At 43.3% G+C, this 23,697-nt stretch carries 17 protein-coding genes and 1 tRNA gene; 3 read left to right on the plus strand and 15 right to left on the minus strand.

Going from position 1 to position 23,697, the window contains the following annotated elements:
- Positions 1-4: 4 nt before the first annotated feature.
- The 11 genes from G587_RS0111100 to proS form a co-directional block, all read right to left on the minus strand.
- Positions 5-3,223, minus strand: coding sequence for a glycosyltransferase family 39 protein (locus G587_RS0111100; protein WP_026492296.1), 3,219 nt, complete (start codon positions 3,221-3,223; stop codon positions 5-7).
- Positions 3,199-5,946 (minus strand): YfhO family protein, encoded by a 2,748-nt coding sequence (locus G587_RS0111105; protein WP_026492297.1) that lies wholly within the window; start codon positions 5,944-5,946, stop codon positions 3,199-3,201. Before G587_RS0111105 ends, G587_RS0111100 begins: the two co-directional genes overlap by 25 nt.
- Before the next feature lie 28 nt (positions 5,947-5,974).
- The gene (locus tag G587_RS0111110) at positions 5,975-8,077 is read right to left on the minus strand and encodes a glycoside hydrolase family 13 protein (RefSeq protein ID WP_026492298.1); all 2,103 of its coding nucleotides are present in this window, start codon (positions 8,075-8,077) and stop codon (positions 5,975-5,977) included.
- 209 nt (positions 8,078-8,286) lie between these two features.
- Positions 8,287-10,161, minus strand: a complete 1,875-nt coding sequence (ftsH, locus tag G587_RS0111115; RefSeq protein ID WP_026492299.1) for an ATP-dependent zinc metalloprotease FtsH — start codon at positions 10,159-10,161, stop codon at positions 8,287-8,289.
- A gap of 12 nt (positions 10,162-10,173) precedes the next feature.
- Positions 10,174-10,698, minus strand: a complete 525-nt coding sequence (hpt, locus tag G587_RS0111120; RefSeq protein ID WP_026492300.1) for a hypoxanthine phosphoribosyltransferase — start codon at positions 10,696-10,698, stop codon at positions 10,174-10,176.
- Between the two features lie 44 nt (positions 10,699-10,742).
- On the minus strand, positions 10,743-12,170 hold the full coding sequence (gene tilS / locus G587_RS0111125) for a tRNA lysidine(34) synthetase TilS (protein ID WP_026492301.1): 1,428 nt from the start codon (positions 12,168-12,170) through the stop codon (positions 10,743-10,745).
- Between the two features lie 51 nt (positions 12,171-12,221).
- Positions 12,222-12,539 carry an FtsB family cell division protein gene (locus G587_RS0111130; protein ID WP_026492302.1) on the minus strand — a complete coding sequence of 106 codons (318 nt, stop codon included), beginning with the start codon at positions 12,537-12,539 and terminating at the stop codon, positions 12,222-12,224.
- Between the two features lie 102 nt (positions 12,540-12,641).
- Positions 12,642-12,881: an RNA-binding S4 domain-containing protein gene (locus tag G587_RS0111135; protein ID WP_026492303.1), complete on the minus strand. Its 240-nt coding sequence runs from the start codon at positions 12,879-12,881 to the stop codon at positions 12,642-12,644.
- Positions 12,878-14,590 carry a PEGA domain-containing protein gene (locus G587_RS0111140; protein WP_026492304.1) on the minus strand — a complete coding sequence of 571 codons (1,713 nt, stop codon included), beginning with the start codon at positions 14,588-14,590 and terminating at the stop codon, positions 12,878-12,880. Before G587_RS0111140 ends, G587_RS0111135 begins: the two co-directional genes overlap by 4 nt.
- Positions 14,591-14,637: 47 nt before the next feature.
- Positions 14,638-15,987, minus strand: coding sequence for a CCA tRNA nucleotidyltransferase (locus G587_RS0111145; RefSeq protein WP_026492305.1), 1,350 nt, complete (start codon positions 15,985-15,987; stop codon positions 14,638-14,640).
- A 47-nt stretch (positions 15,988-16,034) separates the two neighbouring features.
- Entirely contained in the window at positions 16,035-17,471 is a 1,437-nt protein-coding gene (proS, locus tag G587_RS0111150) for a proline--tRNA ligase (RefSeq protein WP_026492306.1), read from the minus strand.
- Positions 17,472-17,821: 350 nt separating this feature from the next.
- Between proS and G587_RS0111155 the strand changes: the two genes are divergently transcribed.
- The 3 genes from G587_RS0111155 (at position 17,822) to G587_RS22430 (ending at position 20,452) form a co-directional block, all read left to right on the plus strand.
- Positions 17,822-17,894, plus strand: a tRNA-Lys gene (locus G587_RS0111155).
- 694 nt (positions 17,895-18,588) lie between these two features.
- On the plus strand, positions 18,589-18,759 hold the full coding sequence (locus G587_RS25485) for a hypothetical protein (protein ID WP_155829513.1): 171 nt from the start codon (positions 18,589-18,591) through the stop codon (positions 18,757-18,759).
- A gap of 91 nt (positions 18,760-18,850) precedes the next feature.
- Positions 18,851-20,452 carry a C69 family dipeptidase gene (locus tag G587_RS22430; protein ID WP_051200977.1) on the plus strand — a complete coding sequence of 534 codons (1,602 nt, stop codon included), beginning with the start codon at positions 18,851-18,853 and terminating at the stop codon, positions 20,450-20,452.
- Here G587_RS22430 and G587_RS0111170 read toward each other — a convergent pair.
- The 4 genes from G587_RS0111170 to G587_RS24470 are packed head-to-tail and all read right to left on the minus strand — an operon-like array spanning position 20,446 to position 23,696.
- Positions 20,446-20,805 carry a hypothetical protein gene (locus G587_RS0111170; protein ID WP_026492308.1) on the minus strand — a complete coding sequence of 120 codons (360 nt, stop codon included), beginning with the start codon at positions 20,803-20,805 and terminating at the stop codon, positions 20,446-20,448. The genes G587_RS22430 and G587_RS0111170 overlap by 7 nt on opposite strands.
- Before the next feature lie 3 nt (positions 20,806-20,808).
- On the minus strand, positions 20,809-21,270 hold the full coding sequence (sufU, locus tag G587_RS0111175) for a Fe-S cluster assembly sulfur transfer protein SufU (protein WP_026492309.1): 462 nt from the start codon (positions 21,268-21,270) through the stop codon (positions 20,809-20,811).
- 24 nt (positions 21,271-21,294) lie between these two features.
- Positions 21,295-22,515, minus strand: coding sequence for an aminotransferase class V-fold PLP-dependent enzyme (locus G587_RS0111180; RefSeq protein WP_026492310.1), 1,221 nt, complete (start codon positions 22,513-22,515; stop codon positions 21,295-21,297).
- Positions 22,516-22,532: 17 nt separating this feature from the next.
- The gene (locus tag G587_RS24470; RefSeq protein WP_196812567.1) at positions 22,533-23,696 is read right to left on the minus strand and encodes a SufB/SufD family protein; all 1,164 of its coding nucleotides are present in this window, start codon (positions 23,694-23,696) and stop codon (positions 22,533-22,535) included.
- Position 23,697 lies beyond the last annotated feature (1 nt).

Consider the following 23,697-nt stretch of genomic DNA (forward strand, 5'->3'; position numbering starts at 1 on the left):
TATTTTATTTAGCAGCTTTTTTCACTTTATTTCGAAACAAAGCTGCAAATAGAATGCTTACAACCGTAATTAGCTCTGCTATTCTCCAATATACAGGCTCCCTGAACCTGATCTTTATCACTGCATCCGTCCCCGCAGGAAGCGTGATTCTAAGCTTATTGTTATCACCTGCAGAAAGGGCATAGCTTACATTTCCGTCTGTGGCATAGTAATAAGGATATGCCAGAATAGGAAGATCTGCGAAGCCCTCCTCTGCGGAATTATTTACAAGATGAAGTGAATACACACCATTATCCCTGTTTTCCTCATCATAGGTAATCTCCTCTGAAGAGGGAAGTACTGACGCGTACTGAAGTCTCTCAAGATCTGTTCCCGTGAGCATGTACTGTCTGTCATCGTCAAAGGATGTCCACTCATCTATGGTTTCTATAGATACGATATTGGTCTGTTTTTCCAAAAATGTATTAATATATCCGCCGCTCTGCCAGATGGTAAGCGCAAGTAAAACCACGCTCATAACATAAGCAGGCTTCTGCTTTCTGATAACCGCATATAATGTGCAGATAAGCACCGTTGCAGCTGTTAAGTATCTTGCAGGATACTGAATGCTTCCAAGTATCTTAAATACGAACGGCATCTTGTTAAACAGAAAATCATAAGGGAAGTAGCAGGTGCTAAGGACAAGGGCAAATACTGAAAGCACTGTAAGTATTATCACCATAGCCTTGCTTTTAATTTCCTTATAGTTCGCAATCAGGTAAATCACCGCGATCACGCATATTATCAGCATTGCAAGTCCGGGAGACTGCGGAAGCTCGTCCACAGGCTCTGTTCCAAGCTCTAAGATAGGAGCAAGAACATTGTAAAAAGCACCGCCCATCTGTCTCCAGGTAATTCCGAAGGTCTGAATCGGAGTCTTTTCTCCTGAGTTTATGAGCATGGGTGCGTTTTTGTAATAATCCACAAGTGGGACAAGCTGCCAGATGTTAACCACAAGTGATGCACATACTGCACCAACAAGGTTCTTCCATTTGCCTCCGGAAAGCATGGTCTTAATATCCGCGATAACAAAGATAAATATGAAAAGCGCCGCCATGACCACGCTGAGAAGGTGAGTCATGAAAAGTCCTGTCATACCTGCGCATATCAGGATAGATCCGCGAACCTTCTTCTCATCTCTGTGTATCCTTGCAAGTCCAAGGACAATAAGCGGAAGGAATGCAAAGGCGCTGTATTCACCAACTGCCTCTCTTGATAATAAATCAGTAAGTCTCCAGAATGAGAGGACGTACAAGAGCATGCAGAAGGCGCCTGTAAGTCTGTCTCCGGAAATATATTTAAAGCATACGTAAGCTGTGATTGCAGTCAGTATCTGTATCAGGACAAAGTACCACATGTACGCCATCCACAGCGGCATTCCCATAACATGAAGGATTGCCGGGATATAGAGAAGCGCATCACCGTACATAATGCCTACTGGATATCCATAATTGTTAAACCAGTAGTGCTGCATCTTTACAGGGAATTCTCCGCACTTAAGACCCTCTGCTATTCCTGCGATTCTTCTAAGATGGAAGGGAAGGTCATGTCCAAAAGGGATTCCCTTTGCCTTTTCGTTTTCACCATAAGCTGCTTCGTCGTACTCTATGGGCTCTCCGCACCACACAATGCTAGATCCGTCGAATTCCATGATCTGGTTACAGCCCATCGCCTGCAGAGTCTCTATGGCCTCGGGATTCCCCCAAAAAACAAGGTAGATATAGTCAGTACTAAGCTCCTCAGGCATGTTGAATAAATATCTTCCGTAGAAGGATGTATCCCCCATATTAAACTCATAGGGAGAGAGCTTTGTTCCAAGAAGATAATAGATATAAGGCGGAATGTAGGGTTGGTTGTTATGGATTACGACAACCTGTTTATCCGCAAAGAATTCCTCCTCACCAAGAATCTTTATGGGCTCATCCAGAGGCTTCTGGAACAGATAGAGGTTATCTGAATAGCTTCCGAGGTACTTTGTAAAGAAGGCTCCGCCGAATGCTAAAAATACAATGCTAAGAAGGGTTCCTGCTGCCAGGTACACCTTCTTATTCTTTGAAAACAGGTTAAGGAAGGCGTCCATACCAAAGGCTGCAAAGAATGCCAGCGTAAAGAATATTCCGTTCATCTTGTTTACGTTTGGACCGTCTCCGCCAAGCATAGAGCCGATAAGAAGCTCTGACAAAAACCACACAAGGGGAAGAAGTGCAAAGCTAAGCTCCTTTTTCTTAAAGGATTGTCCGATTGTTATAAATGAGCGGATAAGTCCTGCCACAATGAAGGGAATAGTGATGTAGTACATTGTTCCAAAGGCAGGAATGCTGTTGTAATCAAGGCTGTCGTAGAAGAATATGTTTTTAAGCGCATTTATAAAGCCTGTGAGTGTAGGCGCCATAATCTCGCCGCCGCGGTAGAAGGTCAGCGCGGGCATAGTGATGATTCCAAAGACTATGGACTCACTTCCTGTGATGTTTACGTACTGTGTCACAAGAAGAGGAAGTGCCAGTATCCCCAAAGGAATCACAAAGCATATCACTCTTAAAACATTAAGTTTCCTTGAAATAAGCAAAATCAGGAAAAAAACCATCAAAAAGACAGGCATGATGGCATAACAGATAGCGTAGGTATAAAGAGATACTCCTGCAAAAACTCCTGCAAGAGCATAATCAGTGAGCTTTCCGGAATCGACAGCCTTCATAAGTCCATATAAGAAGAGCGTTGTCATTCCAAGCATAAGGTTACAGTCAAGACCGAACCTTGCACTCATTACAAAGGCAGGACAAATAGTATAAAGCACAGGATAGATGTAAGCGGCAGCGGAATCCTCTCCGCACACTCTCTTAACAATCTTCTCTCCCGCAAACAGAGTTATAAGTGAAAAGACAACTCCTGGGAGTCTTATGGAGATCATGTTAAGTCCCATGAACTTAATAAAAAGCGCTGCAACGTATGCGTACAGGGCGCTCTGACCTCCGCCATAGTTTATGAGATAAACAGGAAAGGATATCAGATTCCTGTCGACACCGTAATTTGCAAGGCAGTATGCGTCATAAGCCATACCGGCTTCATCCACGTGAAGTCCGGCAGGTGAGCTTTTAAGAAATATCAGCCTCGATAGTATCGCAATAAAATATATAACACCGAAATAGATAGTTTTTTTGTTTAATGTCTTTTCCTTATCTCGCACTTTTCTTTTCTCTCCATGTTATTTAGTACTACAGCTCCTGCAATTCCCAAAATAAACAGTATTATTCCGGGCACAACTCCGGGTGTGTGATATCTCATCTCAATGCTGTGGGTTCCGGCTCCTATGGGAGTTCCAAGGGACATTATATTTGCCTTTTCAGGTGTTCTCTTCTCTCCGTCCACATATATTGTCCAGCCCTTGTCATAGGGCACGTTAAGAACCAGATATGAATCCTCAGCGGCAGTTATGGTTCCCGTAATCTCATTAGTCATAAGAGACTTGGGATTTCTGTGAAGGTTATTATCTGTCATAGTCTCAGCTGCAAGTGCCTGAGCCTTCTCAGCATAAGTATCCATGGGCTGACATATAACCTGAAGGCTGTCAAAGCTGTAGGTTCCCTTCTGAGGGAATGTGATTGTTATTCTGCTTCTGGCCTCGCTGCTATAGCACAGATTAACAAGATAATTGTGCCATCCGCTGTAAAACTGGCTGTAGGGTGTCTTATATGCAATTGTCTTTGTTACTGCACCATTTTCTGGAGTGTCTGTGCTGACAGTGATATTCGCAGCATCCTCCTTGATGTCACAGTTTAAATTCTCAAAATACAGATATGTCTCTGATCCGGGAATTCCCTCGAAGGAAAGTGTGCACTCTGCTCCGTCCTTCTTAGCCACAAAGGCACCGTCCTTAATCTTTACTTTGTGCTTATCAGTTACCTCGAAGGAAACGGAGGTCTCTGTAAATAATCCCTCAGATGCTGTATCAAGCTCTGATAATTCTACTGCAACGTTGCTGTTTTCCTTTTCCCTTACTGCGCCGTAAAGCATAGCCTGCTGCCTCTTTACAGGATCAAGAGCGTCATAGTCCTCTCTGGACATGGTCTGTCTGTAGGTGTAGCCAAGGGCAGGCGCATAGGTATTTGCGAAAATTCCAAAATTGTACCACTCTGAAAACGGAGCATAGCCATAAGGAATGTATCTCTGCTCCTCCTCATTGTTGTAACGAAGGGTGTAGTACTTCACTCCTGCAAGCTCCATCGGAATTGTTCTGTCATCAAGCCCGAAAAATGAGAAATTGGACATCTCATTAACTGCAAGAGACTCCATAAAATCAGAAACAGCTCCATTTGCAAGACTCCAGTAGAACTGGGTTGAAGGTATACCGTAGGGAAGTGACGCATTCCAGGTAAGACTTCTTCCCGAATAGCTATAGTAATTATCAGCACCCTCAGGCACGGTCTCTGCCAGAGCCTTAAGCTCGGTATTCATTACCAGGTCGTCGTACTCCTCGGGCGACATCTTATCAACGTAGCCGCTTGGAAGATTGCCCTTATCAGGTGCATTGGCAACATATCCGTTTATGACTATTCCAATAATAACTAAGAGTAGCACTCCGCCTCTTCTTACTGTCACAGGGAGCTTAACTACGAAGAGAAGCGCAAACATCACTGCAAGTAGTAAAAGCTGAGGATAGATGTTAGGTGACTTTTCTCCAAATAATATGAGAATTCCAACATAAACCACACTGATTATTCCTGCGATAAAAATGTTCTTTAAATCCTGCAGAACGATCTCCTCTGCAAAATACGTGATGAGGTAAGACAACAGAAGGCAATATGCAAAGCTCCATCTGTTGATGGTGTATGAAAAGCCTGTCATGACATAGCCTGCCACAGGAATAAGTAGCATAGCTGTCATGATTATCGCGATTATTCTATACCTTACGACCTCTCCCTTTTTATTCTCATCCGCTTTAAGGAAAAGAAGTGCAAGAGCAGGTAGCGCAATAAAGGTAAGACTGATAACAGTGTCATATCTGGGAAAATATTTATAGGAAATCAGGCTGCAGAGTAGCTCCTTGTAATAGTCCAGAGAATATATTACAGGTACTGCATGTGAGCCAAGTCCTGCTCTGGGGTTTGATAAAAATGCAAGAACCACAGGAAGGAGAATCGGCATTGCAATAAGAGTTCCAACCACGCCAAAGCCAAGGAAACTTCCGATTACGGCAATTCCCTCTTTGAAATCTTTAGCTGTCTTTTCGGTGTTTATATAGATTACCGTATAAACAATAATCATCAGCACCAGCATATAGAAGAAATAGAAATTGCTGACTGCCGAAAAGGCTACTGCCAGAATAAAGGGCAGTGATCTTTTTTCATCGATATATTTCTGAACGCCATAGATAAGTAGCGGCAGACAGATCATAGGCTGAACGAACTGGGGGTTCCACATGCCTATGAATAACACGATACCGCAAAAAGAATAAGATAACGCTCCCGTGAGCCTTGCAGTAAGTGTAAAGCGCTCCTTTCTTCCAGTAAGAAGAAGGAATGCGAGACCTGCAAGGTAGGGGCGAAGGAATATCAAAAACTGAAAATAATAGTAGATGTATTTTGAGGGCAATAATCCCGCAGGAAGGTTAAGCGGATCTCCCACTGCATAATACTGCATTGATGTAAAAAAATCCGCGCCAAATCCTATTCCGAAATCATAACTCTGCAGGGATAGCTTGTGCTCAGTAAACAGTCTGTAAAAAATGCCTCGTATAAAGCGTCCGTACTTTGCCAGGGCATTTATATGCTGCTTAAAGGCATCCGAGCTGTTAATAAGTGATTTCCCGCTTTTAAAGAACCATCCCCAAACAAGAACGGAAATCACAATATAAATCAAAGTAAAACAGATAAATGCTTTTCTTCTGGATCCGGCAGATGAAGATTTCATTATTATCAACCTCTTTTTAGTTTTATTTTTACATACGGAAGAAGTTGGTAGACCAGAATGCTTCCTCGTTCACCGCTGTTATTCTGTTGTACTGTAGTACAACTGCAGAATCACTGCCATAAGCCCTTACAAGCTTACCGTTTTTAACAGTATAGCTTAAGGGGTCTGTTGTAAAGCCTTTATTATTGCTTTCCATGACTCTTATAAGTCTGGCCTCATCAGGAATACCAAGGGGTGCGAGACTTATCTCGTTGACAGTGAGGTACTCATTTGTGTTTATGACCACAACCGTAGCGCTGATTCTGTTAAAGCGCCCAAAAGCGAGAACTCCGTCTCCGGCATCAAGTCGCACGATTGAACCGGTTTTCAGCTCCACACTTGTCTTGTGGATATGGATCATCTCCTTGTGGAAGCGGATCATTTCCTGATCCTCTGTTCCCCAGGGATATGTTCTTCTGTTATCAGGGTCTGTAAAGCCGCACATTCCCGCTTCATCGCCATAGTATATAGTCGGTGCTCCGGGCCAGGTCATCTGAACGGTGACAGCCTGCCTCATCACGGCCTTTCTCACGCCCTCTTCAGCAGCTATAAAGCCCTTAGTTCCACATCTTCCAACCACATGGTTCGTCCTAGTCAGGAATCTGGAGTGATCGTGGTTAGAGAGCTCGTTCATGGCTACCAGAGCAGATTCCTGAACGAAGTTATCCGCTCCTGCTGTAATCATCGTATCCCAGAATCTGTTTACATCTCCTATCAGCTCACCATGGAACTCATCGCTGTGCTTCTCCATTCCTGTGAGGAAATAGGTCAGGGGCTCCATGAAGGCGTCATAGTTCATCACGCTGTCCCATTCGCCGCCCTTTAACCATTCATGGGCACTTCCATAATGCTCAGCGAGAATAAGCGCATCAGGATTGGCCTCCTTTACAGCCTCTCTGAACTTCTTCCAGAAGCTGTGATTGTACTCGGAGGAATGACCAAGGTCCGCAGCCACGTCAAGACGCCATCCGTCTGCATAGTAAGGAGCAGAAACCCACTTCCTTCCGATGTCTAAGATATAATTCTCCAGCTTTTTGGAGCCTTCGTAATTAAGCTTGGGAAGAGTATCATAGCCCCACCAGCCCTCATAGTTATTGTTGTAGGGCCACTCTCCTCCGTAGAAGCTGAAATAATCGTGATAGGGGCTGTTCTTGGCTATATAAGCGCCGGGCTCATACCCACGGGCATTCTCATATATGCGCTCCTTATCCATCCACTTGTTGAATGAACCGCAGTGATTGAATACGCCGTCAAGAATAACCCTTATTCCGCGCTTATGGGCCTCCGATACCACCTTTGCAAAAAGTGCATCAGACGCCTCTAAATTCTCTTTATTTGTAACCCTGTCTATATAACAGGTGGCATTTCTGTTTTCATCATTCTCTTCCAGCAGATCGCCGTTATCCGTGATGATAACTCCGAAATGAGGATCGATATGATCATAGTCCTGCGTATCGTACTTATGACATGATGGCGACACAAACAGAGGATTGAAATATATAACCTCTATTCCAAGGTCCTTAAGATAATCAAGCTTATCAAGAACGCCCTGAAGGTCTCCGCCGTAGAACTCTCTTATATTCCCGTCAGGATCCGGGTATTTTTTCCAGTTGGTAACCTGAATGCTTCGGCCGCCAACATATTTGTATTCGTCTGTTAAAACATCATTGGATGGATCACCGTTTCTGAATCTATCCACGAAAATCTGGTACATTACTGCGCCCTTGGCCCAGTCCGGTGTCTCATACCCAAGTATCATTCTGAATTTATAGTAATCCGGAACGGAGAAGCTCACTCCCCTTCTGTCATAGTAGAGTGTCTCTCCATCCCCTTCAATTCTGAAATAGTAATATATTGTATCGCTGTTCTCTGGAATCTTTTCCTTGAATAAGTAGTAGTCGTAACCATCCTCGGAGTGGTGCTTCTTCATCTCTTCTTCTACAAGCTGAACACCATTCCTGTAAACAAGTATTACCTTTTTTGCATCATCCTGTCCGCATCGGAAATGCAAAAACACTGTACTGCCGGACTTGGGATGCGGCGGCTGAAGAAAGTCCAGTGTCATATCATGGAACAGTCTGTCCCTTCTAATCATAAAAAATTCTCCTTGAAATGAAAAAAAGACAGCTTAGGGTTGCTGTCTTTTTTAGAGAAGGTATTTCTTTCTTATGGGTATAGCAAAAAACTTTAATGTATTGGGGGTTACGTGATTATATTAGCACCGCTCTCTTTTCCGGTAAATACTCACGTTTCACAAAATAACTAAAACCCCTTGCCCATTTTTGTATATTTTGCACAAGCTTAGATTTTTTCAGCCAGTGCTGCTATGTCTTCCCTTAGTGAAACAGCAGGGTGAGAAGCGAAAAGTTCTTCAAACTCCTCGCGACCTATTTTTTCTTTTTCAATCAAAAGTGCAGAACTGGAATGAAGAATATCCTCATAGGATCTTATGATCTCCTTAGCCTTTGCATAGCAAAGATCAATAATATCCTTGACCTGCTTATCAATTTCACCTGCCATCAGCTCAGAATTTCTCTTGTTATGCTGAATATCGTAGCCGATGAAAACGTCCTCTTCCTGCTCGTTGTAATTGATGATACCGATCTTCTTTGACATGCCGTATACGGTAACCATCTTTCTCGCTTCACTTGTTGCCTTCTGAATATCACTTGAAGCTCCTGTGGTAATATCACCAAAGATAATCTCCTCGGCAATTCTTCCACCAAGAACAACCATAATCTCCTGAAGCATCTTGCCCTTTGTAAGGAACATCTCGTCCTTCTCAGGGAGAGGCATTGTGTAGCCTGCTGCTCCCATACCTGTAGGAATAACTGATACGGTGTAGACAGGTCCTACATCAGGAAGTACATGATAAAGTATCGCATGACCTGACTCATGATATGCAGTGATCTTCTTTTCCTTGTCGGAAATGATGTGGCTGTGCTTCTCGGTTCCTATTCCAACCTGAACAAATGCCTTCTGGATATCATTCTGTTTGATATAGGTGCGGTCATCCATAGCTGCATTGATAGCTGCTTCATTAAGCAGGTTCTCAAGATCAGCACCTGTAAAGCCGGCTGTTGTCTGAGCGATATCCTTAAGTACTACATCCTCGCCAAGCGGCTTGTTTCTTGCATGTACCTTGAGGATCTCCTCTCTTCCCCTTACATCAGGACGGGCAACAGTAATCTTTCTGTCGAAACGTCCGGGGCGAAGGATAGCGGGATCAAGAATATCTACGCGGTTTGTAGCCGCCATTACTATGATTCCCTCATTAACTCCAAAACCGTCCATCTCAACAAGGAGCTGGTTCAGAGTCTGCTCACGCTCATCGTGGCCACCGCCCATACCTGTACCACGGCGTCTTGCAACTGCATCTATCTCATCAATGAAGATGATACAGGGTGAATTTTTCTTAGCATCTGAGAACAGGTCTCTTACTCTGGAAGCACCAACACCGACGAACATCTCAACGAAGTCAGAACCGGAAATGCTAAAGAAGGGAACACCTGCTTCTCCTGCGACAGCTCTTGCAAGAAGAGTCTTACCTGTTCCGGGAGCACCCTCTAAGAGAACACCCTTAGGAATCCTCGCACCGACCCTGGTAAACTTTCCTGCATCCTTCAGAAATTCGATGATCTCTGTAAGCTGCTCTTTTTCCTCAACAAGACCTGCTACGTCTGAAAGCTTGATCTTGTTGTCATCTCCTGTTGAAAGACGAGCTCTGCTCTTACCGAAGTTCATCATACGGCTGTTACCGGATGACTGCCCCTGAGCATTGTTCATCATCACAAACAGGAAGGTAATAACAAACAAACCAACCAGTATCGGAATGATACTGCTGATCAGCAGATTCTCGCTTGGTACATCCCTCACTACAGGATCTATACCATTGCTGACAAGAATCTCCTCAATTACTGAAACATCAGTTGCGTACAGAACCTTGTCCTGTCCGTCGGCAAGTGTAATCTGAACCACACCTGTAGGTGTCTCACGGTTAGGTATAATAACCGCAGATAACAGCTTCCCGCTTTCAACATCCTGTTCCAATTGTCCTCTCGTATAGGCCGTGTCCGAAGACTGGATTCTTCCTTTCCCGTACTCAAGGAAGGCCAAGGCCAGAAGGAGAACGATAATAAGCCCAAAGTAGAAACTAAATCCCCTGCTTTTATTCACTGTTTATCCCCTTTAATCGAATTCTACAACCCCAATGAAAGGAAGGTTTCTATATCTCTGATCGTAGTCAAGACCATAACCAACTACGAACTCATCAGGAATGTTGAAGCCTGTGTAATCAACCTTAACATCCATAACTCTTCTCTCAGGCTTGTCAAGAAGTGTGCAAAGCTTAATGCTTGCAGGGCCTCTGTCACCAAGCATCTTAAGAAGATAGCTGAGAGTCCTTCCGGAATCCACGATATCCTCAACTACAAGAACGTCCTTACCTGTAAGGGGTTCATCGAGATCCTTAACGATCTTAACCACGCCACTGGATTTTGTTGAAGATCCATAGCTTGAAGCTGACATAAAGTCCATAGTTACAGGAACAGTGATTCTCTTGGCAAGCTCACACATGAAGAATGTGCCGCCCTTAAGAACACATACAAGGTGTACTGTCTTACCTGCGTAATCCTTGCTGATCTGCTCTCCTATTTCCTGTATTCTCTTGTCTACTTCTTCCTCAGAAAGTAATACTCTAACTGATTCTGCCATAATTACCTCTCTTCCGGAAATGTCATACACTCCGTCTTTCTTAATCATTTTATTACTGTTACTTCCAAAACTCTGTCTGAATCATCACCAAGCTTGTAGAAATCGCCTATACGGTATCCGGGAATCCAGAGAACATTACCCCCGTCAGCCAGTATATAGAGCTCATCTCTTTTGTTAATTGGGATCTTTTCGTCTATCATGAATTTCTTCAGTTTTTTATTTCCATTTCCGACCGAAATGATGTCTCCAGTCCTTCGTGTTCGGAATTGCAAACTATTATTTATTTTATCATAATTAAACCATTTAGTATATTCAGTTGTCGGTATTTTGAATGAGCTTTTATAGGGAAAAACCCTTAAGTTTACCAACCCCAGATTTGGAATTTCCTTCTCAAGAATATCCCCGCTCTCCATTTTACTAAGGTCAAGCTCTATACTCTCATTATGAGATAATTTCTCATCTGATTCAAAGTAAAAATAAAGTTTCCCATAGTTTCTTACTGCTTTTATCCCATATGGGAGGCTTAACATTGCTGAACCGTCCGTGCTAAGCACCATTCCGGACAGTTCCTGTATGTGTACGGACTGAATATCCTTCACATGGGGATACAGCAGATGTATTCCCTTTATTATCAGCCTCTCCCTGATTATCTCAGGTACCGTTGCAAGTACAATGCAGTCAAGAACCACTTCCTCCTTAGAACTCTCTATCAGCCAGTTTTTAACGGCCAGAGCCTGCTCCTCAAGGAAATCATCAATCTTTGCAAGATACTCCGCCGTTTCAGCCACATGTATGTCTGCCCTGGGATTTATCTGCTCCCTTGCCACGGGAATGATATTGTGCCTAATCCTGTTTCTGGTGTATTCATCCGTAAAATTACTGTTGTCAGTACAGTGCTCATACCCCTTTTCCGAAAGGTACTTCTCTATCTCATCCCTTCCCGTCATGATAAGCGGCCTTATGAGCTCAAAGCCTTCCCTTGTCCCTCTGGCTCTTATTCCTGACAGCCCCTTTATCCTGCTGCCTCTGAAAAGATTGTGTAGTACTGTCTCCGCCTGATCATTTCTGTTGTGAGCCGTTGCGATTTTCACAGGCTTTCCTGTCTTTCTTGATATCTCTCCTGCTATATCACAAAAAGCCCTGTATCTTTCGTTTCTACCGGCTTCTTCCTCGGAATACGCCGCCTCCTTAGTAATTTCCGGAATGTTTATATCTCTTCTGTAAAACGGAACATCCCATTTTTTACACAGCTCTTCCACAAAAACCGCTTCACCCTCTGCGGCCTCTCGTATCATGTGGTTAATGTGTACGACATACAGGCTAAATCCAAAATCCTCTCTCAGCTCGCACAGAGTATGAAAAAGGCAGACAGAATCAGCTCCACCGGAAACGCCGGCAAGTATTATCTCTCCGCCCGTAATTAGCTTCTCGCCTTTTATAAATTTTTTTAATTCTTCTGTCAGAGTATTCATCGTTAATCTAAAAAGCTCCGGAAGTTTTATTTCCGGAGCTCTTATCACCTTTTAGTTTGCTGAGCTTTTATCCTTGAAAATTATTTCTCCGGGATATACAAGACCCAGTTTTTCTTTTGCAATCTGTTCAATATACTTTCTGGTTGTTGTATACGTCTCAAATTCTGCAATTTCTTCACTGCGCTGCTGCTCTTCATCTATCTGCGCCTGCAGTGCCTCGATCTTGCTCTGATACTGGTCTCTCTTCTGCACCAGTCCAAAGCTCCTGACTAATACCACCACAAGAAGAAGTGCCACAGCAACAGTAGCCATAATCATACCGTATGTACTTTGAATACTACCTCTTTTGTACTTTGCTCTTGTTGCCATTTTTACTCCCCATCCGAAATTTTTCATACAAACGTTATTTCGGAGATAAAATCCTTCAATTCTATTTTAGTACGCACTAAATGTACTGTCAAATCGCAAGGATTAAATGTAACGATAAAGCGATGACACATCCTCTTTATGGATTGTCTCCTTTACGTCCAGTACTTCGACCTTAACATCCTTGTTACCAAAGCTTATTGATATGATGTCTCCGGCCTTAACTTCAGCGCCTGCCTTGGCCACTCTGTCATTTATCATGACTCTTCCTGCATCGCAGGCGTCATTTGCTACTGTTCTTCTCTTAATAAGTCTTGTAACCTTTAAATATTTATCCAGTCTCACGGTTCTCCTCCACTTACCTCTGCCGGATCTTCATCTGTTCCTCCGGGCTCTGAGGTTTTATCTTCATCTGCAGAATCACTTCCTGTGTCTGCATTTCCGCTGTCATCACTACCCTCATCCTTCTTTACAGGCACAAGTGCCGGGAATGAGTAAGTAACATTGCTCTTTTCCTTATCAATCTGGATGGTATAGCTCTTGGTCTCATAGCCATCCTTCTGAAGTGTGACCATATGCTTTCCGGGTGTCTTGGCAAAGCTTACAGGCATGATTCCCACGTAATTGCCATCAAAATATGCCTCTGCGCCTATAGGTGCATCGAAGGTCACCTTGTAGCCGATAAGCACATCCTCTTCACTTGATCCGGAGCTTGATGAACTTGATCCATCACCTGTTGTAGCAGCACCTGAACCCTTATTTCCATCAGAGCTGTCGGAATCATCATCTTCGTCATCATCATCCGAAGCCGCCACTGTTGTTGCCGCCTCAGAGTCAACTCCTGCCGTTGTTCCGCTTGAAGCACTTGAAGAAGACTTTGATGAGTTTTTCTTCTTTGTGGAAGCGGTATCGGACGCATTTCCATCACTCACGTTGTATCTGCTGTAATCATAGGGCTCACTTGAATAGTCGCCTGCCGCATCGCCAGATGTCACTTCATCGCTTGAAGCCTCATCCGATGAATCACCTGTGCCATCCTTTGGTTCAAGATCTATGAAAAGTGTCGCATTGGGTTCAGCCACCTTAAGCGTATGGTCCTGAGGCTCATACCCTTCTGCCATAACGTGAAGCTTATGCTTTCCATAGGTAAAGGTATAAGGCACCTCTGACAGAATCTCATCTCCATCCACAAATATTCTTGCGGTAGAAGGTGTAACCACAAAGGTGACATTTCCTTCCTTTATCGGCTCTACCTCAGCTACGCTGGTATCTATTACAGTCTCTTCATTTCGGTTTACAACTATCTCAGATGAAAACTTCGCACCATTTCCAAGAATGCTGACATTGTAATTACCCTCAGGAGCGCTAATCAGCATATTGGGGGTAATCTTACGAATTACCTCCTTGTCCAGCTCAATCCAGGCACCCACAAGGCTCCTGTCATTAACTCTGTCAGAAGACAGGCTCACATAGCCGTGTCCCCTTGTGACCACTATGCTGTAGATTTCTTTATCTATTCCGCTGACACGAATCGTATCAGTCATAAGGATATCTTCCGGGTTAACCGACTGTCCGTCTGATATTATCAGTGTCTTGGGTGTTATATGAAAAACTGTGCCGTTTACCTTTGCTGTCTCATCGTCACTTACAAGGTCAAAATTATTGACCTCTTCCTCCACCCAGGCATCGTCTGAAATTATCAGTGAATTAAGGTGCTTCACACCCTTTAAGAAGGTGATATCAACCACCTGTCCAACCTCAAGCCTTGATGCCGACATCGGTCTTCCATGAATGTCATATATCATGGAAGTGTTGTCGTAACTTAAGGTATAGTTTTTACCAATGTCGTGATTTCTGAACTGTATAGTCTTGGAATATGTATTGACCTGCTTTACAGATGCCGTGTCTGCAGAATCGTACTTACCAAGCAGGGAAACCCTGACCTTGGCATCCTCTGTTATAACCGATTCCGTAGCGCACACACTTAGCGGCTGCTGCATTGTAAATGCCACCGCCAGCAGCAGTATGAAGAATCTCTGAAATTTATTTTTCATAAGTCTTCCCCCTTTTCCAAAAATACTTTTGGAAATAACCCCAAGCTCTATTCATTCCCTTTCATAGAAAATCTTGCGAAATTAGTTTCATCCAGCAGATACTCCTTGGTGTTATGAGACGGATCATCTATAACATCCGAAAGCATTGCTGCCAGAATATCTCCCAGCTCCTTCCCGGGAGTAATACCCTTTCCGATAAGATCCTTACCGTTTACGGCAAGATCCTTAAGAGAAAAGCACTCACCATCGCGCTTTACCTCCTCATACAGATCGTTCAATTTCCCGATCCATTCATATTTCTCATCCTGGCGATAGCTGCTCTTAGCAGCAGTATCAGCCATCTTCACCTTGATAAAGCAGGGAAACAGCTCATCCCCTATCTTGTTCATGGCCCTTCTGACATTTTTCTTCTCAGCAGGGAAGCGCCAGTCATGGCACCAAATGAGCTTTTCAACCTTATCCATGGTATCCCTGTCAAACTTAAGGCGTCTCAATATTGCAGCTGCTGTCTTGGCGCCCTTTTCAGCATGGTGATAAAAATGGTCTATGCCCTTTTCATCCGTAGTCCTGCAGGAAGGCTTCTCAATATCATGAAGAAGCATTGTAAGCCTTAAAACCTTGTCACCTTCAATACTCTCAACAGACTTGACGATGTGATCTCCCACATCATAGGCATGGTGAGGATTGTTCTGAGGTGTAACGAAGCACCTGTCGAATTCAGGCAAAAAAACTGCGGATAAGCCTGTTTCGTATAACTCTTTAACTTTTCCCGGATTATCGGAGGTGATGAGCTTAACAAGCTCAACCTGTACTCTCTCAGCACTTATTCTGTCCAGCGTGGGCGCAAGCTCCGTTATGGCTTTCCTTGTATCCTCTTCTATAGAATAGCCGAGCTGAGCTGCAAACCTGACCGCCCTCATCATTCTAAGGGCATCCTCGGTAAAGCGCTCCCTGGGCTCTCCTACGCATCTGATTATCTTTTTATCGATATCAGCAAGGCCATCAAATTCATCGATCAGGCCATCCTCATAGCTGTAAGCCATGGCGTTGATGGTGAAGTCTCTTCTCTTTAAATCCTCAACGAGACTGGCTGTGAAGGTCACGTCCTTGGGATGCCTTCCATCCTCATACTCACCGTCTATGCGGTAGGTGGTGACTTCAAAGCCCTCTTTGCCCATCATTACTGTAACTGTACCGTGCTGTATTCCGGTATCTATGGTTCTTCCAAATATTTCCTTAACCTGCTCAGGCCTTGCACTTGTGGTGATGTCCCAGTCTCCGGGCTCCCTGCCCAGAATACTGTCGCGGACACATCCGCCAACCACATAGGCCTCGTATCCGGCATCATGGAGCTTGTCCAGAATCTCGGCTGCAGGCGCAGGTATATCAATTTTGATTGTTTGTCTATTCAAATCTTTCTTCTATCTTTCGTCTTGGTATTGCATTAATATGCTCTGCCCCAGTAAACCATCTTGGTTGCAGGTTTACCGCAGCATACGCAGGTTCCTGACAGATTCTCCTGCTCAAAAGGAATACATCTGCTTGTTACAGAATAATCTTCCTTAATCTTATCTTCACAAGCTCTGTCGCCACACCACATAGCCTTTACAAAGCCCTTGGTCTCCTTGAAGGCTTCCTCGAACTCTTCCTTGGTTGTAGCAGCAAAAGTGTGAGTATCAAGGTGGTTCTTGGCTCTGTCGTACATATCCTGCTGGATCTTGGGAAGGAGCTCGCCAACCTTGGCAGCTACTTCATCAATAGCGCACTCGATCTTTTCTCTGGTATCTCTTCTTACGATAACGCACTTGCCGGCCTCGATGTCCTTAGGACCGATCTCAATACGAAGCGGTATACCGCGCATCTCCTGATCTGCGAACTTGTATCCGGGACTTCTGTCTGAATCATCAAGCTTAGCTCTGAAGTCCTTAAGTGCCTCAAGCATCTTACCGGCTGTCTCAAGAACGCCTTCCTTCTTCTGCTGGATAGGAACGATCATAACCTGTACAGGAGCGATTCTCGGAGGAAGCACAAGACCTGAGTTATCGCCGTGAACCATGATCATAGCTCCGATAAGTCTTGTTGTAGCGCCCCATGATGTCTGGAATACATGATGAAGCTTATTATCTTTTCCTGCATACTGAATCTCAAATGCCTTGGCAAAGCCATCACCGAAGTTGTGGCTTGTAGCTGACTGAAGAGCTCTTCCGTCGTGCATAAGTGCCTCTACAGTATAAGTAGCCTCAGCACCTGCAAACTTCTCCTTCTCAGTCTTCTGCCCCTTAATTACCGGGATAGCCATATCCTCAGCAAGGAAATCAGCGTATACATTCAGCATCTGCTGTGTTCTCTCCTCAGCCTCCTCAAAGGTAGCGTGAGCAGTATGACCCTCCTGCCAGAGGAATTCTCTTGAACGAAGGAAGGGACGTGTCTCCTTCTCCCAACGAACAACGCTGCACCACTGATTAAGAACCTGGGGAAGATCCTTATAGGAATGAATCTCTCCCTTATAATAATCGCAGAAAAGAGTTTCTGATGTAGGACGTACACAATATCTCTCTGTAAGAGGCTCTGTACCGCCATGTGTAACCCATGCAACCTCAGGAGCGAAACCTTCAACGTGATCCTTCTCCTTCTGAAGAAGAGACTCCGGAATCAGCATTGGCAGATAAGCGTTTGTAACCCCGGTCTTCTTGAATCTCTCATCCAGGTGCTTCTGGATAAGCTCCCATATTGCATATCCTGCAGGCTTAATTACCATAAAGCCCTTAATATTTGAATAGCTTATAAGTCCTGCCTTAGTAACTACGTCGGTGTACCATTGTGTAAAATCCTCATCCATTGAGGTTATCTCTGATACAAGTTTCTTTCCATCCTGTGCCATGAATATTTCTCCTAAAAAAATTTTTTATTTTATTTTTGCCTATATATTTTAATATAAAAAGTCATAGTTTGTTTCATGTTAATGCGTCAAAGCCAGATTTGTCAAGGCTTTGCCCCATTCTTTGCCCTTTCCCGATTCACTTCCCGATAACATTAGTATATAATTTATTTGTGGAAACTTTTTGAATTTTTAAAATCAAAGAATCGCGTATTAATGCGCTTTTCGCGGTACTTATTGTAAAAAAAATTTAAATTTTGAAAAAAATTTAAAAAAGTGCTTGCATTCCTAAAAAAACCGTAGTAATATATCACTTGTCGCTAAGACAGCGACACGAAAGCAACACCAAACAAGCGCTTCTAGCTCAGTTGGTAGAGCACCTGACTCTTAATCAGGGTGTCCAGGGTTCGAGCCCCTGGAGGCGCACGCCGAGTACTGTTTTGTGAGTATATCTCATGGGGCGGTACTTTTTTTGCGCGTTAAAGAGAGCCATGCAAAAAAGAAGATATGTAGAATTCGTGGGAGCTTGCTCACTAAGAATTCTATATATCTTCTTTTTTATACGGCGAACGCCGCGACAACGAGGAACAAGCGTAGCGGTTCCGAGTCTGTCGGGCATGGCTCCCTCGGCGCGTACGATTTCCGAATCTTGCGTGCGGTATATATCCCTCCCCTTGCGGTTCCGAGTCTGTCGGGCATGGCTCCTTCGGCGCGTGCTAGTGAGAAACTTGCTCATAGAAATTCATTCAATTTGGAAATATTTTCTCTTTTTGCCCATTTGGTATCCTTTTTTACGCTTTTTTCCAGATATATTTTGTTCTGTTGGTAACACAACTACATTTTCTTCAATTTGGTACCCCTATATCTAAGATTTAGGGATACCAAATTACTATTTTCATCGAATAATTTCCATTTTCCAGAGAAAGCCCTTAAAAAAACCACCAAAAAGGATACCAAACACAGGAAAATACCCGTTTTGATAATCCCTTCCAACAAAAGTTATGTTCAAAAGTTTTTATAAAAGAACACTACCTAATCCGTGTGATAATTCTATGATAAAAAAATTTATATTATACACATGTAAAGAACAAAAATGCTTTTGAACAGAGGGGGATTTATCATGAAAAAATTATATGCAGCTTTAGGCGAAGTAGTTTTAGCACTTTCAATCTTTTTCCAGGGAACAGCTTTTACAACCACAGCCATGGCAGCGGCTCCTGCAGAATATACAGTTAAAGAATCTGATTTTTTATCTTCATCTTCTACATTCCAAATAATTAAATATCCATAAATTCTCGCCTCAATCCAAAAATTGCATCCCATATAATTTATAATATATGTACCCCATGTACCACTGTGTTTCAAAATGAGGTATACGTCTTATGAGAAAAAATAATCCTAAAAAAATACCCACCATCCTACTTTCAATATTAATTACAACAGCCACCATTTTATCCACATCATTCACCGCTTCCGCCTGCACAGCCGTATATATCGGCAGCAAAGTAAGCAAAGACGGAACAACTCTTATTGCAAGAAGCAATGATCTTCAAGGTACCAACGGATGCTATGTCAAAATCACAGAACGCGTAGAAAATGAACCCGGAAGAACCATGCCAATAGATACAGCCGGAACAGTATTCGAAGAGCTTCCCGCAACAACCTACAGGTGCATATCCACTCCTTTTTTTGATAGTTTTCGACTTTATAACGAGTTTCAGGCAGATGCTGCAGTCTGTACAAATGAATATGGTGTATCAATGACTATGTCAGTAACTGCCTATTCAAATGAAAGAGCCCTGAAGGCAGATCCTCTAATAGAACATGGAATAACTGAAGATACGGTCAATGATCTTATTATCTGTCAGAGTACTACAGCAAAAGAGGCCACCCAAAAGCTGCTGTCGCTTATTGATAAGTACGGAAGCAGTGAAGTGAATATTGCTTATATAGCAGACCAGAAGGAAGTCTGGTACATAGAGATGTACACCGGACATCAATATGCTGCCGTGAAGCTTCCAGATGATGTTGTTAGCGTTTTTGGTAATGAATTTTCAATGGAATATCTCTCGGACTATGAAGAATGTATATTATCAACTGACCTGGAAAAAATCCCCAAGGACAACGGATTTGCAGTCTATGGAAAAAATAATGAATTAAATCTACTGGATACTTATTCCGGTCCGGAAACAGTCATCGATATCGCTCACATGAGAACATGGATAGGACATAGGATACTTTCGCCTTCTTCATATGATGACTACGACAAAAATGCCATTTATCCTTTATGCTTTGCACCAGATAAAAAGGTATCACTTCAGGATGTAATGGAGCTTATGAGAAATCGTTACGAAAACACCAAGTATAGTCCGGATGAAACAGGACGCACTGATATGAGTGTAATTGGCACTGATGAATCTATGAGTGTACATATAATTCAGATTTATCCTTCTGCAAAACCGGATATGTCCACCGTTGTCTGGGCTAGTCTTGGACCAGCTGTATACGGGGTATTTGTCCCGATATCCAATGCATCTAATAGTATATATGAAGCTTATGGACGTAATCAGAGCGTGGAACACTATTGGGAATTTGACACTGTAAATTATCCTTATTACAGGTTTAAGGAATTAAATACACTTTGCATAGAAAAAAATACCTATGAAATCTATGGTAAGCCCGTAAGAAAATACTGGCATGAGGCCGAGACTAAGATGATAGCCGGAATGGATAATGTATTAAAAAAAGCCTCAGAAATGAATCAGGATGAGGCTCATAACTATGTAACAAATTATTGCGAACATGCTCAGCAAAAAGCTTTTGAAGACGCAGGTCAGATTTTAAATGATGTCAGATGGTTCATGAGTGACGATAGCAGCACTTTAAAAAATGCCATAAATCAAAAACTTGAGGTATTAGATGAAATGAGAGAATTGATGCCTATAATAATTCCCCTTGACCCTTCAGGCTATTCTCCTCAATAATTCTCTAAATCCTTAGTTCTTACAGGCTCTCCATTTAGCAAAATATAGCCCTTAGGAAGCGTTGCAACATCTATATGCTTGGTTCTTGCCTTATTATGCTTATGGGGCATAGAACCTGTCGAATTATCCCTTCTGCGCCTATTTGCAGTATCATATACCCCAGGCTCTCGATGAACATGGGGCATTGCTGATGATTCCTTTGAAGCCATAGCGCCTCCATAGCCCTGTGGAGTAGAAGGTCTCATTGTATTTACAGTTGTTTTTGTATTCTTATTCTTATTTTTCTTTGCTGCTGAACCTATAAGGCTGATGATTCCAAAAACCATCACAACATAATAAATAACATCCCTCATAAATCAATCACCTTCAGATGATACGTTACCTGCTTCTTCCGGATGCTCAAGCATCTTCTGCATTGTCTTCCATCCAAGAACAGCACACTTAACTCTTGCGGGCATGTGTGCGATATCCTGAAGTGCTGCAGCCTCATCGAGCTCCTCGATCTGCTCCTCATCCTTGATCTCGCCCTTTATCATTCCCATAAAGGTTCCGGCGAGCTTTATCGCATCCTCTTTTGATCTTCCGATAACCTGGTCAGCCATCATATCAACAGAAGCCTGTGAAATAGCACATCCTGAGCCTGCAAACATAGCATCCTCGATCACGCCATCCACAATCTTAAGCTGCAGGGTAATGTCGTCTCCGCAGCTGGGATTAACGCCTCTGAGCACTAGATCCGGATTCTCCATCTCTCCCTTGTGGGAAGGGCGAAGATTATGCTCATTAACTATTTCTCTATATAAACCTTTTAAATCCATTTTATTGCCTTTCTATTACCCAATTCAGTCCTCATATCCCATTACTGAGCGAACCTTCTTCAGATGCTCCAGGAATCTGTCGACTTCCTCTTCTGTATTATAGAAGTATACACTGGCTCTTGCAGTAGAGCCTGCCCCTATAAACTGCATAAGAGGCTGAGCACAGTGATGTCCTGCTCTTACACATACATGATCATCATTTAAAACCGAAGAAATATCATGCGGATGAACACCATCCATAGTAAATGTCACAATTCCGCTGTGCTTTGCAGGATCTGATGAACCGTAAATCTTGATGTAAGGAAGCTCCTTCATGCCGTTCATCATCTTCACGGTAAGCTTGTGCTCCTGCTCTGCGATAAAATCAAATCCAACCTTCTTAAGATACTCTATAGCAGCTTCAAGTCCCACAGCACCTGCCGCATTGACAGTACCTGCCTCGAACTTGTGAGGAAGCTCTGCGTAGGTCGCATCCTCTCTTGTAACATACTCGATCATCTCACCACCTGTAAGGAAGGGGCTCATCTTTTCAAGCAGCTCTTCTCTTCCGTACAGAGCACCGATTCCCATGGGTGCCATAAGCTTATGACCTGATAAAGCATAAAAATCAGCACCGATTTCCTGAACATTCACCGGAATATGGGGTGCAGCCTGAGCTCCGTCCACAACCACTGTTGCGCCCTTTTCATGGGCATAAGCAGCTATTTCCTTAACGGGATTAGTTATGCCAAAAACGTTAGAAACGTGACCGATGGACACGATCTTTGTCTTGTCTGTGATCTTGCTCTTATACTCAGCCTCTGTGATCACGCCCTCTTCATCGGGCTCTAAGTAAACAAGCTTAGCTCCCTTCTGCTTTGTAACCATCTGCCAGGGAAGAATGTTACTGTGATGCTCCATCACACTGATAACAACCTCGTCCCCTTCGTTTACGTTATCAAGGCCGTAGCTGTAAGCCACAAGGTTAAGAGATTCTGTGGTATTTCTTGTAAAAATAATCTCCTCAGCCTTTGATGCACCGATAAAACAAGCCACGGTTTTTCTTGCGTGTTCATAGCGCTCCGTAGCGTCTACGCTCCAGTCATAGAGACCTCTTAAAGGATTCGCATTTGAATTCTCATAAAAATCCTTGATGGCATCCACAACCGCATTAGGACGCTGGGATGTAGCTGCATTGTCAAAATATATGTAATCCCCTTTGTTAAGAATAGGGAAGTCTTTGCGGAAATCTTCAGGTCTGGACATTTGTTGCTCCTTAATAATTACAATATAGTTCTAATAAACTGCTGTATGCGCACAATAATCGCTTCATCAGGAATCATGCGGGCAATTGACTCCATGCGGGCACGGATCATAAGCTTCTTAGCTGCTTCCTCATCGATACCTCTGCTCTCCATATAGAAGAGTGTGTCATCTCCGAGCTGACCGATAGATGCACCATGACGTCCGTCCACATCCTCCTCGCCGCAGAGAATAACAGGCATTGTTCTGTTTATTACATCAGGGCTGAGAAGAAGTGTATCCTCCTGCTCATCACCTACAGAGCCTGTACTACCTGACTTGAAATCAAGAGTTCCTCTGAAGGTCTTAACTGCTTCATCAAGAAGGACACCTCTGAAGATCATGTTTGAAGCTGTCTTCTTGCCCATCTGATCAGCAACATAGTTCATATCATAGCTCTGCTTGTTTCTGCAGAGATAACCTGTGTGGTTATCAAATGTGCTGGCATCTCCAAGGAGTGTAGTTCTGTTTCCACCCCAGGTCTTACCTGCACCAAGCTGCATGTTTATAGTGTGAACATAAGCCTTGTCATCGCAGATGCTTCCTATATCATCAAAGTGAACAAATCCTTCACTGAGCATCTGAACCTTAATAAGATTTATCTTTGCACCTTCCTCAGCAAGAAGTCTTGTCTGAATTCCAAGGAATCCCTTTGCTTCAGGCTCTGAATCATACTCCATGATAACAGTTATCTCAGAATCCTTTTTAGCGTAAACAATCTGGCTTCCAAGCGCGCACTCGCCATCCTTAAGCACAAAATCGATATAAACAGGCTCTGTGACCTTACTTCCTTCTTTAGTGGTAATAAGCATCACTTCAGCATCCATCTCAGCCATGAGCTTATCAATCTCTACGCCCATTCCTGTGCGAACAATCTGGCTGTCATTAAGAGGTGCTGTATCACCGTTAGGTCCGGGAATATCTGTCTTCTTAGACTCTATCTTTGCTTTAGCTTTGGCAAAAATCCCGCGAACATCTTCCTCGGATATACTTTCTCTGACAATAACTCCTGCAGGAATCTTCTCAGGTTCCGGAGTTCTTGTACTTTTTATATGTAAATCTTTTTCATCTATCTCGCTGTCGTTAGACTTCAAAAAGCGGTAAGTCAGCGCAGGGAGATGATTAACTTTCATCTTTAAATCCATT

It is taken from the genome of Butyrivibrio sp. XPD2002 (genome assembly GCF_000423945.1).
GTDB lineage: Bacteria > Bacillota > Clostridia > Lachnospirales > Lachnospiraceae > Butyrivibrio.